The 14823-nt window shown below is 44.6% G+C and carries 9 protein-coding genes and 1 riboswitch; of the genes, 2 read left to right on the forward strand and 7 right to left on the reverse strand.

Annotated features, from left to right (window positions below; all coding sequences use genetic code 11):
- Positions 1-459: 459 nt before the first annotated feature.
- Together cspE and thiD are read left to right on the forward strand one after the other, a co-directional pair.
- Positions 460-669 carry a transcription antiterminator/RNA stability regulator CspE gene (cspE, locus tag NXS07_RS01560; protein ID WP_038195172.1) on the forward strand — a complete coding sequence of 70 codons (210 nt, stop codon included), beginning with the start codon at positions 460-462 and terminating at the stop codon, positions 667-669.
- Between the two features lie 120 nt (positions 670-789).
- Positions 790-882: riboswitch (TPP riboswitch) on the forward strand.
- Positions 883-923: 41 nt separating this feature from the next.
- Positions 924-1724 (forward strand): bifunctional hydroxymethylpyrimidine kinase/phosphomethylpyrimidine kinase, encoded by an 801-nt coding sequence (gene thiD, locus NXS07_RS01565; RefSeq protein WP_258086062.1) that lies wholly within the window; start codon positions 924-926, stop codon positions 1722-1724.
- Between the two features lie 84 nt (positions 1725-1808).
- Here the strand turns inward: thiD and fbaB are convergent, their stop codons facing one another.
- From fbaB to NXS07_RS01600, 7 genes are all read right to left on the reverse strand, one after another.
- Positions 1809-2858, reverse strand: coding sequence for a class I fructose-bisphosphate aldolase (gene fbaB / locus NXS07_RS01570; RefSeq protein ID WP_038182222.1), 1050 nt, complete (start codon positions 2856-2858; stop codon positions 1809-1811).
- Positions 2859-3456: 598 nt separating this feature from the next.
- Positions 3457-4833, reverse strand: coding sequence for a prephenate-dependent tRNA uridine(34) hydroxylase TrhP (gene trhP / locus NXS07_RS01575; RefSeq protein ID WP_258086046.1), 1377 nt, complete (start codon positions 4831-4833; stop codon positions 3457-3459).
- A gap of 356 nt (positions 4834-5189) precedes the next feature.
- Positions 5190-5897: an envelope stress response regulator BaeR gene (baeR, locus tag NXS07_RS01580; protein ID WP_038195177.1), complete on the reverse strand. Its 708-nt coding sequence runs from the start codon at positions 5895-5897 to the stop codon at positions 5190-5192.
- Entirely contained in the window at positions 5894-7282 is a 1389-nt protein-coding gene (baeS, locus tag NXS07_RS01585) for an envelope stress sensor histidine kinase BaeS (RefSeq protein ID WP_046336819.1), read from the reverse strand. The genes baeR and baeS overlap by 4 nt, the downstream gene beginning before the upstream one ends.
- An 8-nt stretch (positions 7283-7290) precedes the next feature.
- Positions 7291-10374, reverse strand: coding sequence for a multidrug efflux RND transporter permease subunit MdtC (mdtC, locus tag NXS07_RS01590; RefSeq protein WP_258086047.1), 3084 nt, complete (start codon positions 10372-10374; stop codon positions 7291-7293).
- Positions 10371-13541 carry an MdtB/MuxB family multidrug efflux RND transporter permease subunit gene (locus NXS07_RS01595; protein ID WP_258086048.1) on the reverse strand — a complete coding sequence of 1057 codons (3171 nt, stop codon included), beginning with the start codon at positions 13539-13541 and terminating at the stop codon, positions 10371-10373. Before NXS07_RS01595 ends, mdtC begins: the two co-directional genes overlap by 4 nt.
- On the reverse strand, positions 13541-14782 hold the full coding sequence (locus NXS07_RS01600; RefSeq protein WP_038212767.1) for an MdtA/MuxA family multidrug efflux RND transporter periplasmic adaptor subunit: 1242 nt from the start codon (positions 14780-14782) through the stop codon (positions 13541-13543). The genes NXS07_RS01595 and NXS07_RS01600 overlap by 1 nt, the downstream gene beginning before the upstream one ends.
- Between the last annotated feature and the right edge of the window lie 41 nt (positions 14783-14823).

Consider the following 14823-nt stretch of genomic DNA (forward strand, 5'->3'; position numbering starts at 1 on the left):
AAAGGATAAATAAAATATAACTTAGTGACGTTTAAGATAATTATATTGTATATACCAGCCTTGAAATGAAGTTAGTCATAATCTTGTTGTTATCTGAAATATTTCTTTGGCAATTATAACTCTCTGATGTACTTCATAATAGGTGTGGAAAACAGCATAAAGTATTAGATTGTCTAAATCGGTTTCTTAGGGTTAAAATTTTATTTTTACATAAATTCATATTGTTGTGTTATGTGTGGATTTTTTAGTAATTTAAAAATAGGAGCAGTTGTTAAGAATTTTAAATGTGTGCGTTGGGTTCAGGACCTGAAAAAATGGCTTGCGATTATATAAAGAGTATGTGATAAAACACATGGGTAAACGAAGTATTGGTTCTGTTAATGAATAACAGCGACGAATATGGGTTTGTTTATTTTTATTACAATCGGCGAATAAAGCGATTCAAAGGAAATTTTTGAAATGGCAAAAATCACTGGTACTGTGAAGTGGTTCAACGAGTCTAAAGGTTTTGGTTTTATTACTCCAGCTGATGGTAGCAAAGATGTATTTGTACATTTTTCTGCAATTATGAAAGATGGGTTTAAAACATTGTCTGAAGGCCAACAAGTTGAGTTTGAAATTCAGAATGGTCCTAAAGGTCCTGCGGCTGCAAACGTCACAGCTTTATAGTAACAAACTTATTTTGGCTGGTATTTGATTACTGACCAAATAGATTTATCGTTAGTTTGGTTTCTTAACGATAACTGATTGCAAATATCACTCTATTGCGCTACTAATAGAGTAATTTTTTATTTTGACTCGGGGCGTTCTTGATTGAACTGAGAAGTACCCGTATTACCTGATCTGGATAATGCCAGCGTAGGGAAGTCATGGTATCTCCTATTCGGATACTGGCTTTTCTTTGGCTGGTGCTAGGAGTCACCATCATGAGAATTAATTCATTGACCATCGCAGGAACCGATCCTAGCGGTGGTGCCGGCATTCAGGCTGATTTAAAAACTTTCTCCGCACTTGGGGTCTATGGCACAACAGTAATAACCGCTTTGGTTGCCCAAAATACGATGGGAGTCCAATCAGTTTATGACATTGATCCCCGCTTTGTCGCTGCGCAGCTTGAATCGGTGCTTTCTGATGTCAGAATGGATAGCATCAAGATAGGTATGTTATCCAATGTTGCCAATGTCAATGTAGTTGCAGAAGCTCTGAATCGTTACCCTGTTCCCCATATCGTGTTGGATACGGTTATGGTGGCTAAGAGTGGTGATCCCTTATTATCCTCAGAAGCAATAACTACGATGGTAGAGCAACTCTTGCCAAACGTCTCCCTGATTACGCCAAATTTGCCAGAAGCGGCGGCCATACTGAAATGTAACATTGCCGGAACGGAAGGTGAAATGTTGCATCAGGGGCGTGAATTGCTTTCAATGGGATGTCAGGCGGTTTTACTGAAGGGAGGACATCTGGTTAATGAAGAAAGTCCAGATTGGCTGTTTACTGCTGAAGGAGAGTGGCGTTTTACTGCTCCCAGAATCAATACGCGACACACTCATGGCACAGGTTGTACGCTCTCTGCGGCGCTTGCCGCATTACGTCCCCGTTATCCTGATTGGAAAAACACACTGCCAGCGGCGAAAACTTATTTGCAGAATGCACTGGCGCAGGCGGATACACTGGATGTTGGAAAGGGAATAGGGCCAGTGCACCATTTTCATCAATGGTGGTAGTAGAAGCACCATAACCATATGGTGATTAAGTGATGGGGATATGGTTATCCCCATCATGAAAAATGGCGAGTTGGAGAAGTTCGGTCAGGCAATGGTTACTTTCTTATCGAGGTAAACATCTTGAACCGAATGGATTAACTCTACCCCTTCTTTCATTGATTTTTTGAACGCTTTACGGCCAAGAATCAGCCCCATACCACCTGCTCGTTTGTTGATGACGGCAGTGCGAACGGAGTCGCTCAGGTCATTGGCTCCGGATGCGCCGCCAGAGTTGATCAATCCCGCACGTCCCATATAACAGTTAGCAAGCTGATAACGGACCAGATCGATAGGATGCTCGGTTGTTAAATGGGTATAAACACGCTTGTCCGTGTGACCAAAGCCAATTGCAGTATATCCGCCATTGGTTTCAGCCATTTTTTGTTTAACGATATCTGCACCGATAGTTGCTGCCAGATGGTTAGCCTGGCCGGTTAAATCGGCGCTTGTATGGTAATCAACGCCATCTTTCTTGAAAGCTGAATTGCGCAGATAGGCCCATAACACGGTCACCATGCCTAATTCGTGAGCACGTTCGAAGGCGGCGGAAATTTCTCCTATCTGACGGCGTGATTCGGTAGAGCCATAATAGATCGTTGCACCAACCGCAACCGCTCCCATATCAAATGCTTGTTCGACACTGGTATACAGGGTTTGGTCATATTGGGCTGGATAGGTTAATGCTTCATTGTGATTAAGTTTCACCAGAAACGGAATTTTATGGGCATAACGGCGAGAGACAGATGCTAGAACACCATAAGTTGAAGCAACACAGTTACAACCCGCTTCGATCGCTAATTCAACGAGATTTTTGGGATCAAAATAGAGAGGGTTGGCTGCAAAAGAGGCACTGGCTGAATGTTCAACGCCTTGGTCTACTGGCAAAATCGAAAGGTAGCCAGTCCCTGCCAGACGTCCATGATTCAATAAAGTCTGCATTGAACGCAGGACGGTATTTGGTCGATTGTTTTCGATCATGACTCGATCGACGAAATCTGCGCCTGGAAGGTAAAGATGTTCACTTTGGATAGTAGTACATTGATGCTGCAATAAACTTTCTGCGTCTTTTCCTAACAACTTAGCGATATCAGTCATAATGAACTCCAGTTTGCAAAAGGCGCTATTGATTGTTGTTTATATTTACGTTGAGCACAAGGTAAGCAGAGAAGGAAACAGCAGTGGATCGCTTCAGTTAGAACAGCATTTATTAAAATTTAACTATCTTGCAGGGGAGTAAATTAAATAATCATCATTTGGCATGATGAAAATTAAACATAAGTATTATTCTTCAATCTAATAATTTGAAAAGAGTTTTCCTAAAATTTCCTTCACTAAACTGAAGAATTATTAATGATATTTATCATGAGATGATTTTTTTATTTATAATAAATAGAGTGATTAATTATTCGTTAGGGTATTTGTAATGAAGAAACAGAAAGTATTAATTAAAACAATATTTTTTTATTGTGGTTTTATTTTTAACCATTTGAATTTATTATATTTTATTTATTTTGGGATAAAAGAAAAGGCCAGCTCAAGGGAGATTGAGCTAGCCAAGGAGGTGGTTCCTAGTCTTACAGTAAAACTTTTTTAGTTCTTCATTTTTCAAGCTCGATAATACGAGAAATAAAATAGCATTGATGTGATCTGTTTCTAAAAAAACAGAACAATTTCTTTAAAAATTCATTTTCAGTTATTTTTCTTGTATTTCTTTTGTATGTGGTGTTCTGGTATTAGCTCCCTTTAAATTTCGGATAAGCAGCGCATAATTCAAAATAATTTCTTCAGGAATGGGCAGATAGACGATATGACCATCTCCGGGTGCTACTTCGATTGTCTGGCCTTTTTTATTTGCCATAGATTCCAGCGTAAAGTTGATATTACCTGATGGTGTCATCAGTTCCAGTTGATCTCCGACCAGAAATTTATTTTTTACGGTAACTTCAGCCAGACCATTTACGCGATTGCCAGTGAACTCGCCGACAAATTGCTGGGTATCTGACATTGAATAGCCGTATTCATAAGTCTGGTACGCGTCATGGGTATGGCGCCGCAGGAACCCTTCTGTGTAACCACGGTGTGCCAGACCTTCCAGTGTGGTCATCAGAGTGGAGTCAAAAGGCTTGCCAGCAGCTGCATCATCAATAGCACGGCGATACACTTGTGCAGTACGGGCACAATAATAGAAGGATTTAGTGCGTCCTTCGATTTTCAGTGAATGAACCCCTATATTGGCCAACCTTTCGACATGCTCAATCGCACGAAGATCTTTCGAATTCATGATATAAGTGCCATGCTCATCTTCAAAAGCACTCATATATTCCCCTGGGCGTTTAGCTTCTTCAATCATGAAAACTTTGTCTGTCGGCGTTCCCTGCCCAAGTGTCGGCTCCATGTTTTTGACCGGAATAGGATCATGCATATGAACGATATTACCGACATTATCTTCCTTGCCTTCCTGCACATTGTATTCCCAGCGGCAGGCATTAGTGCATGTTCCCTGATTTGGATCGCGTTTGTTGATATAGCCTGATAACAGACAGCGACCAGAATAAGCCATACAAAGTGCGCCATGAACAAAAACTTCAAGCTCCATATCAGGAACTTGCTGACGAATTTCAGCAATTTCTTCCAGCGAAAGCTCACGGGAGAGAATAACGCGTGTCAGTCCCATCTGTTTCCAGAACTTAACCGTGGCCCAGTTAACGGCATTGGCCTGAACTGAAAGGTGGATATCTATCTCAGGAAATGCTTCACGTACCATCATAATTAAGCCAGGATCGGACATAATCAACGCATCAGGTCCCATTTCAACGACGGGTTTCAAGTCGCGGATGAACGTTTTCAGCTTTGCATTGTGGGGAGCAATATTGACGACAACATAAAAACGTTTGCCTAACTCGTGCGTTTCCTTAATCCCCTGAGCCAGAGTTTCATGATTAAATTCGTTATTGCGGACACGCAGACTATAACGGGGCTGCCCGGCATAGATGGCGTCTGCACCATAAGCAAACGCGTAGCGCATGTTTTTCAAGGAGCCGGCAGGAGATAGTAATTCTGGAGTAAACATAATTAATAACGTTCTCGATCTGAGTTCAAGTCAGGCCTTGTCATTAAAAGCAAGGCTAAGGAAACAAGAATTTTAACGTTTAATCCATCTATGGCACAAATTTATTGTGGGAATATAATTGTGATTACAGCCGAATGGCGGGCTTTGTCAGGTCAGTTGACCCGTACTGAATAGAGTAGCCATAAAAAACTCCCCTGATTGGGTAATTATCAGCTTAAGTTTAGATTGAATTTTATACAATTAAGTCTCGGGGCAAAAAAATCTTATGACTTTGAAATGATTAACGGTGATATTTTGGGCTTCTTCAGAAATCCGACAGATGGGATTGATTATCACGGTTCCAGTTGGATGAAGTTTCACATTAAACGGCATATCTCCGCTTCCCAACGATAGCCCAACCCATAAATGGAGCGGATGAAGGATTTATCATCATCTAATTGTTCCAGTTTTCTGCGCAAATTCTTGATATGGCTGTCGATAGTACGGTCATTAACAATACGGTGATCATCATAGAGGTTATTTAACAGTTGATCGCGGGAGAATACTCGTCCGGGTTGGCTGGACATGATCTTCAGTAAGCGAAACTCAACAGGCGTCAGCTCAAGGACGCGATCAAGATAACGTGCTTGAAAATGATTTTCATCAATTGTCAGGGAGCCATGTTCGCTGATGATATCTTGTGGACGATAGCAACGGCGCAAAATGGTCTTCACTCTGGCAACCATTTCCCTTGGGCTATAAGGCTTGCAGATATAATCGTCGGCACCGATTTCCAACCCCAGTAGCCGGTCAATTTCTTCTGTTCTGGCGGTCATCATCACAATGGGAATATCAGAAAACCGGCGAATTTCTCGACAAATCGATATCCCATCAAGGCCGGGTAGCATGATATCAAGCAGGATAATATCAGGCTGGTGCTTCTGAACATGGGCAATAACTTCATCACCACGTATCAGCCATTGTGTCTGATAATCTGCAGCTTGCAGATAATCAATGAGCAGTTGCCCTAATTTTGGCTCATCTTCAACGATTAAAACGGTATATTGTGTAGAATGCGTACTCATTGTGCTTTATATTCAGGCAGTTCAACCAGCGGTAATTCTACGTGAATTTTAAGACCACCTAAAGATGATCTTTCTGCATAAATAACGCCATCGTGTGCTTCGACGATATTGTAACAGATCGCCAGCCCCAAACCTGAACCACCACTGGCGCGATTACGGGAAGACTCGCAGCGGTAAAAACGTTCAAAAATCTGTTGGCATTGCTCGACAGTCAGTCCGGGTGCGCTATCCTGCCAATCCAAGATCCACTTTTGGGGAGTGAGATGTGCCCGAATGATGATTTTTCCGGGAGCAGCGGTATAGCGCAGGCTATTTTCCAGCAAGTTTTGGAATAACTGTGTTAGCCGGCCTGGGTCTGCGAACAGAATTGCGTTTTCCGTCAAGTTCAGTTCCAGTGTGATCTGCTTGTCAGCAAAACGTCCACGATAAGCGGCTAGGGTGACTTGCAGCAGATCGCTGGCATTGGTCAGTTCCTGTCGGTAGGCTAACGAACCACGATCAGAAAGGGATAATAAATGCAAATCATCCACCAGCTTTGTCAGTGTGGTGATTTCCGTCAGTAGTGAGTGGATTGTCTCTGGCGTTGATTGGCGAACGCCATCCTGCAAAGCTTCCAGTTCACCGCGCAGCACAGAAAGTGGAGTACGCAGTTCATGAGAAATATCCACCATATAATCACGGCGCATTTGTTCATTTTTTTCCAGTGTACTGGCAAGCCGATTAAAGTCCGATGCTAATTGACCAATTTCATCTGTACTGGATGGCTTCACACGAACACTGAAATCACCCGCGGCAAGTTTATGTGTTCCCTCCACCAACCGTTTAACGGGTTTTAGAAAACCACGGGACAGAAGAAAAGTGGCAATCAGAGCCAGTAAGGTTGAAAAACCAGCAATAATCCAACTGGTTAATTGTTGCTGGCGGTCAAAACGGATATCCGCTTGACGAGTGATTTTATCTGATGTACGGACGATGACCCAACCGACGATATTATCTTGATAAATTACTGATTTTCGATAGGTGTCTGTAGGGATCTGACTCCCATGACCGACCAGACGATGCATTTGATTGTCAACTACCCAGAATTGACTGCGCCAGCCACGGGATGACGGGCTTTGGCGGCTATCGCTGTTTTGTTCAATAGTTCGCATGATTTGAAAGATCATCCGATCGTTTTGAAGCAGGAAATCCCAGTTACCATATTTCTGGTATTGTTCCGTCAATGCTTCTGCCATCTTATTGGCTCGCATTTGGCTATTTTGCTTAATATAACCAATGAAACTATGCTGGAAGCTGAGGCGAATCCCCCAGTGCATTGTCACCAGCACCAGCATACAGGTCGCGAAAATAGCCAAAAATAGCTTACCACTAATACCTGCTCTCATTATGTGTCTCATGATGGTTTCATCGCCTGAGATTTTATCGTACGGCGGTGGTGCCATTTTTCACGCAGTCGGTCAAAGAACAGATACACAACAGGCGTGGTATATAATGTGAGAAGCTGGCTCATCACTAGACCTCCGACAATGGTAATGCCCAGAGGCTGACGCAGTTCAGCCCCATCACCGCTATTCAGAACCAAAGGTAAGGCGCCGAATAATGCTGAAAGAGTAGTCATCATAATTGGCCTGAAGCGCAATAAACTGGCCTGAAGTATCGCTTCTTGTGCACTCAATTTTCCACTTTTCTGCGCTTCAAGGGCAAAATCCACCATAATGATGGCATTTTTCTTCACAATGCCAATTAGCAGCATGATCCCAATCATGGCGATCAGACTAAATGGTGTGTTGAACAGCTCTAGTGCAAGTAAAGCGCCAACTCCCGCAGAAGGCAGAGTGGAAAGGATTGTCAGAGGATGGATATAACTCTCATAGAGCACCCCTAAAACCAGATAAACGGTCACAATAGCCGCCAGGATCACCCACAATTGTGAGCTCTGAGTTTTCTGAAAATCCTGGGCTGTGCCTGCGAAAGAGCTGCGTACTGCGGAAGGGACACTCAACTCTGTCATTGTTCGTTCTATCGCACTGATCGCATCCGACAGTGTATAGTCTTTCGCGACATTGAAAGCGATAGTCGAGGAGGCTGACAGCCCCTGATGATAAACACCCAATGGTGCATTCGCAGGTTGCCAGCGGGCAAAATAGGAAAGTGGAATACGTTCACCTTTGGCATTGATCACAAACATTTTTTCTAATGAGCTGGCATCTTGTGTATATTCAGGTGCGACTTCCATGACCACTTTGTATTGATTCCGGGGCAGATAAATTGTGGAAATAGACTGCTGCCCGAAAGCATTGCTAAGCAAAGCATTGGCTTCATTGACACTAATGCCCAAACGAGCCATCAGATCACGATCATAGATAATGGCTATTTCTGAGCCTTTACCTTCATAATCTGAATTAACATCAGTCAATTGAGGCAATTTCGCCAATGCTTTGCGAATAACAGGTTCCCATTTGCGCAGTTCACCAAGATCATCGGACAGCAACGTAAACTGATAAATTGATTTAGCACCGCCGCGTCCACCCGATCTGAGATCCTGAATGGGGATCAAATACAGTTGGGCACCCGCTTCATTCGAGAGTTTCCCTTTTAAACGGGTTATCACTTGTTCAATACTTTCAGTACGCTCTCTCAGTGGCTTTAGTGCTATCAACATAACTCCTGAGCGGCTCTCAGTAAATCCTGATACATTTTCGACCGTTGGATCGGCATCAATGACCTGCATAAAATGTTTCATCTTGTCGCGCATGGCCTGGAATGAACTGTTTTCATCGGCAACGACGAATCCCAAGAGTCGTCCGGTATCTTGCTGAGGAAAAAAGGTTTTCGGGATGTTGATATAGAGCCAAACATTCAGCACAACGATACCAACTAATGTTAGCAGTACCCAACGGGTATGATTGAGTACCCATTTCAGAGAACGCCCATAGCCCTGCTGAATTTTCAACAGTACCTTGCTAAAACCTCTAATACGTTTTTGCGATTTTTTCGGTGATGATTTGAGCAGACGCGCGCACATCATCGGGGTTAAGGTAAGAGAAATCAGTAGTGAAATTCCGATAGCTGTCGCGAGTGTCACGGCAAAGTCGCGGAACAGCCTGCCGAGTAATTCATCAATCAATACAAGCGGAATAAAAACTGCAACGAGTGAAACACTCATGGCAAGAACCGTGAATCCAACCTCTCTGACACCCTTTAGTGCGGCTTGGGCAGGCTTCAATCCAGCTTCCAGATGGCGGGAAATATTTTCCAGTACCACAATGACATCATCGACAACAAATCCTGTCGCAATGGTCAATGCCATCAGAGAGAGGTTATTCAGGCTGAAACCACACAAATACATGGCGGTGAATGTACCAATGAGTGATACAGGCACTGCAATTGCGGGAATCAGGGTGGCGCGGCCTGAACGCAAAAACAGAAAAACCACCAGAATCACTAAAGCGACAGCAATGGCGAGTGACTGTTTCACTTCTTGCAGGGAGGCACGAATGGGCGGTGAGCGATCCTGTGCGACGTTAAGCTGAATATTGGCAGGAATAGATTCACGCAGAGCAGGCAGTTCAGCACGAATTCGGTCTATGGTTGCAATGATATTGGCTCCCGATTCACGACGAATCATCAGTACGATGGCGGGGTTACCTCCGGACATTCCTGCTGCTCGAATATCTTCGACGGAATCCTTGAGATTAGCAACGTCCTGCAAACGCACAGGAGAACCATTACGATAATGCACAATAATGGAGCGATAACTGTCTGCGCTCTTCAGTTCGTCATTAGTATGTATTTGCCAGTTCTGTTGCGCTGAATCCACATGTCCTGTTGGACGTTGGGCATTGGCACTGTTGATGGCTTGGCTGACATCATTGAGTGAAACGCCCTGATTGAACAAGGCATTGGGATTCAGTTCAATCCTTACCGCAGGCAGGGAACTGCCTCCGACAGACACATTACTGACGCCTTCTACTTGAGAAAGCTTTTGGGCAAGGTATGTTGAGGCAATATCATACAGTTGCCCTTCACTATAATTAGTTGACGTTAAAGTCAAAACCATGATCGGAGCATCAGAGAGATTCGCCTTATAGTACCTTGGCCGGCTTGGCATACCGGAAGGCAGCAGGCTTTCTGCTGCATTGATCGCCGCTTGGACATCCCGTGCGGCGCCATTGATATCCCGGCTAAGTTCGAATTCCAACGTAATGTTGGTATTGCCTAGCGAACTGTCGGAGGTCATCTCCTTCACGCCAGCAATCTTACCGAGTGAACGTTCCAGTGGTGTAGCGACGGAAGATGCCATGGTTTCAGGTGATGCGCCTGGCATGTAAGCACTAACTGAAATGAAGGGGAAGTCCAACTTCGGTAGCGGCGATACAGGCAGCAGAACAAAACTGAGTGCGCCACATAAAGTGATGGCTAAACTCAGTAGCGTCGTGGCAACAGGCCGCTGGATAAATAGGGCGAAAAACTTCACAGCGGCTCCTGATGATTAACCGATGAATGATCTAATTCCCCTTGATTCTGGCTCTGGAGTCTGTTTTGGCGCTTGTTTTTAAAATAGTTCGCTAATCGGTCAAATAACAGATAAATAACAGGCGTTGTAAAGAGCGTCAGGATCTGGCTCATGATCAATCCGCCCACCATACAGATACCTAATGGACGGCGTAACTCAGCCCCGATTCCCGTACTGAGCATTAACGGTAATGCTCCCAGCAGCGCCGCCATCGTTGTCATCAGAATGGGTCTGAAACGTAGAAGGCAAGCCTGAAAAATCGCGTCATAAGGCGACATGCCTTTTTCACGTTCTGCCGCCAGGGCAAAATCGATCATCATGATGGCGTTTTTCTTCACAATCCCGATCAGCAAAATGATCCCGATAATGGCAATAATATCTAACTCATAGCCACCCATCATCAGGGCTAACAATGCCCCTACGCCGGCAGTGGGCAAAGTTGACAGGATCGTAACAGGGTGAATAAAACTTTCGTACAGAATACCCAGCACGATATACATGGAGATAACGGCAGCCAAAATCAGCCACAGGGTATTGCCGAGCGCATTCTGGAACGCCAGTGTTGCCCCTTGAAATTGCGTATTGATGTTTTTTGGCATCCCAATCGACTGCTCTGTTTCTTTGACTGCATTAACTGCGGCTTCAAGAGAAGCCTCTTGTGCGACATTGAACGAAAAAGTGACTGCAGGAAATTGTTGCAGATGATTGATGGATAAGTACCCCAATTTTTGCTCAACAGTGGCAATTGTACTGAGTGGCACTACCTTGTTATCGGTTCCGATCAGGTGAACATTATTGAGTGCATTTATACCCGCTTCATTTTGTGTATCCTGCTCAAGGATTACCCGATATTGGTTAGCTTGGGTATAAATCGTTGAAATCAAGCGTTGGCCAAAAGCGTTGTACAGTGCATTATCTATGGCAGTCATGGAAATACCTAATCGACTGGCCATATCGCGATTGACATTGATATAAGCCACTAACCCCCGATTCTGCCAGTCAGTACCAACATCCACCAATTCAGGGCGCTGTTTCAGTGCTTCCTGTAGTTTGGGAACCCAAATGTTAAGGTCACTAGAGACAGTCGCCTGCAATGTAAATTGATATTGCGTGCGGGCAACTTGGGTATCAATCGTCAAATCCTGTGTCGGTTGTAGATACAGTTTGGCGTCAGGTACGTTAGCGACGCGAGCCTGTAGGCGCGGGATGATCTCATCAACTCGGATATCACGCTGATTGAGAGGTTTTAAGGTGATTTGCAGACGCCCACTATTCAGCGTTGAGTTGCTGCCATCAACACCAATGAACGTTGTCACATTCTCTACATCAGGATCTTGCAGTAGCAGAGCCGTTACCTGCCGCTGTTTATCTGACATGGCATTGAATGAAATAGATTGCGGCGCTTCCAGTGTACCCTGAATCAAGCCGTTATCCTGTAATGGGAAAAATCCTTTTGGGATCGTTAAATAGAGCAGGGCGGTGAATGCCAATGTGCTGAATGCAACTCCGAGAGTTATCCAGGGATGATTTAAAACCCGTTTCAGCCATTCGCCATATATTGCAATTATTCGCTCAAAGAAGTGTTCACTAGCCTGTTCAAAGCGGTTATGTTTAGTTTCAGCTTCTGCTTTTAGCATCCGTGCGCACATCATTGGCGTTAATGTGAGTGATACCACGGCAGAAATTAAAATGGCAACAGCAAGTGTAATGGCGAATTCTCGGAACAGCCGGCCGACAATATCTCCCATGAACAAAAGTGGGATCAGAACAGCAATTAATGAAAACGTTAAAGAGATGATGGTAAAACCGATTTCTCCTGCTCCTTTCAGGGCAGCAGCCATCGGTTTTTCTCCTCGTTCGATATAGCGGGAGATATTTTCGATCACAACAATTGCATCATCTACAACGAAACCTGCTGCGATGGTTAATGCCATCAACGTGAGGTTATTGACAGAGAAACCACAGAAATACATGACGGCAAATGTACCAACCAGAGAAAGTGGCACCGCAATGCTTGGAATCAAGGTCGCTGTTGCATTACGTAAAAACAGATAAATCACCATCACGACTAGCGCGATAGCCAGTAACAACTCAAACTGAACATCTTGAACCGACGCACGAATAGTGACAGTCCGATCTGTCAAAATATCCACGTTAACCGATTTGGGCAAGCTGTTGATCAGCTCCGGCAGCATGGCACGGATATTGTCCGTGGTATCGATGACATTGGCACCAGGCTGACGTTGAACGTTGATAACAATGGCGGGTTTCTCATTTGCCCAAGCGCCTAATTTGGTATTTTCCGCTCCTCGTTCAATAGTCGCGACATCACGTAGACGAATAGGAGCACCATTTTTATAGGCCACGATCAAATTGCGGTATTCGTCGATGGATTTCATTTGATCGTTGGTGGTTAACGTCACTGAGCGAGTCGGGCCATCAAAACTGCCTTTTGCTGAACTCACATTCGCATTCATTATTGTGGTACGAATGGCTTCGCTGTTTAATCCCTGTGCGGCGATGGCCTGTGCATTAAACTTCACGCGCACAGCCGGACGCTGCCCACCAGCCAGTGTCACCAAGCCAACGCCTCCGACTTGAGAAATACGCTGGGCAATACGGGTCTCCACCATATCCTGTACCTGAGTCATCGGCAGGGCATCAGAAGTGACGGCCAACGTCAAGATAGGAGGATCAGCCGGATTGACCTTGCTATAAATTGGCGGATAAGGCAGGTCATGGGGTAATAGATTCGTCGCTGCATTAATCGCTGCCTGTACATCCTGCTCAGCGACATCTAATGGCAACGAGAGCTGGAATACCAGTGTTATAACGGAGGCGCCCCCAGAACTTTGTGACGTCATCTGTTTCAGGCCGGACATTTTCCCGAATTGGCGTTCTAGCGGGGCGGTTACGACAGACGTCATGATATCGGGACTCGCTCCGGGGTAGAGAGTCACCACCTGAATAGTAGGGTAATCCACTTGAGGTAAAGCGGAAACTGGCAGCATCCGGTAGCCGATGATCCCTGCCAGTAGTATTGCCATCATAAACAGCGTGGTAGCAACAGGGCGTAGAATAAACAGGCGAGATGGACCACCGCCAGTCATTGGAGAATCAGAATGCATTAAGTATTCTCCACCTTACTGTTTGATGGCTTTGATTTACCTGTATGATCGTGAGTATTGGCGGATTCTGATTTCAGTGGTTTGACAATATTGATGCCAGTACCTTCGGTTAATTGGTCAGTACCATCCGTAACGACTCGATCACCTGTTGCCAGACCTTTGCTGATGACTACCAACTGAGCATTTTGTAACCCGATTGTGACTTTATGCTTGTTGACTTTGTTTTCTTTATCCACCTTCCAGACATAATGCCCCTCATTACTCATCTGTAGTGCGGCATTCGGGATAACGATGGCATTTTCCAGTGTATTAACCTTAATCTGAATATTGACAAATTGATTGGGAAACAGTACGTTGTTTTGGTTATCGAATCGTGCCTTCATCTTAATCGTGCCAGTAGTCACATCAATCAGGTTATCGATACTGAGTAATTTACCTTGTGCCAATTGCTGCTGGTTATTGCGATCCCAAGCGGTGACGACAACATCCTTATTGTTTTTTTGTGCTTTCAATACCGCGCTGATATCGTTTTCCGGCAGGGCAAACAACACATCAATCGGATCGATCTGTGTGATGATCACGAGTGGCGTTCCTCCACCAGCAGATATGTAATTGCCAACATCAATCTTTTTCAGACCAACACGGCCGGAAATAGGGGCTGTAATCCGGCTGTAAGTCAATTGCAGTTGCGCGTCATCAATACCTGACTGATCAGCTTTCAGGAGAGCTTCATACTGGCGCACAGCAGATATTTGCTTATCTAGATCCTGTTGGGAGATTGAGTTGTTTTTTGCTAATTGCTGATAGCGGGCTAAATCCTGTCGGGCATTGGCCAGTGTTGCCTGATCTCTGGCATATTGGCCTTGTGTCTTTGCCAGTTGAATTTGAAAGGAACGGGGATCGATTTCTGCTAATAAATCGCCTTGCTTGACGAACTGACCCTCATCAAAATGCAAGGTGGTTAATTGGCCAGCAACAAGGCTGGTGACAGTCACGGTATTGGCCGCCTGAACAGTACCTAGTCCTCCTAAATAGTGGGGTACAGTTTGTATTTTGGCTGTTGCTACTTGCACAGGCGGTTGTGGCGAATGTCTTAAATTTCGCGGAGATTTTGATGCCTGAGCCGATTTTTCTTCTGATATTGTGGGTGTTTTGAAATAGTTCCACGCGAAATAAGCGGCTGCGATGACAACGGCTAGTACCGCAAATCGGAAAAAATAAGTACGACGTTTATTCTTCATGTGCTCGACATTCTCTCAGTATTGTTGCGGTGACCAGTCAC

This window comes from Xenorhabdus bovienii (assembly GCF_024721015.1).
GTDB lineage: Bacteria > Pseudomonadota > Gammaproteobacteria > Enterobacterales > Enterobacteriaceae > Xenorhabdus > Xenorhabdus bovienii.

What these genes read in the sequence shown, in the direction of transcription:
- fbaB (WP_038182222.1), bottom strand. Translation starts at nt 2,858, where the DNA reads ATGACTGATATCGCTAAGTTGTTAGGAAAAGACGCAGAAAGTTTATTG.
- baeR (WP_038195177.1), bottom strand. Translation starts at nt 5,897, where the DNA reads ATGAGTACGCATTCTACACAATATACCGTTTTAATCGTTGAAGATGAG.
- cspE (WP_038195172.1), top strand. Translation starts at nt 460, where the DNA reads ATGGCAAAAATCACTGGTACTGTGAAGTGGTTCAACGAGTCTAAAGGT.
- baeS (WP_046336819.1), bottom strand. Translation starts at nt 7,282, where the DNA reads ATGAGAGCAGGTATTAGTGGTAAGCTATTTTTGGCTATTTTCGCGACC.
- NXS07_RS01595 (WP_258086048.1), bottom strand. Translation starts at nt 13,541, where the DNA reads ATGCATTCTGATTCTCCAATGACTGGCGGTGGTCCATCTCGCCTGTTT.
- trhP (WP_258086046.1), bottom strand. Translation starts at nt 4,833, where the DNA reads ATGTTTACTCCAGAATTACTATCTCCTGCCGGCTCCTTGAAAAACATG.
- NXS07_RS01600 (WP_038212767.1), bottom strand. Translation starts at nt 14,782, where the DNA reads ATGAAGAATAAACGTCGTACTTATTTTTTCCGATTTGCGGTACTAGCC.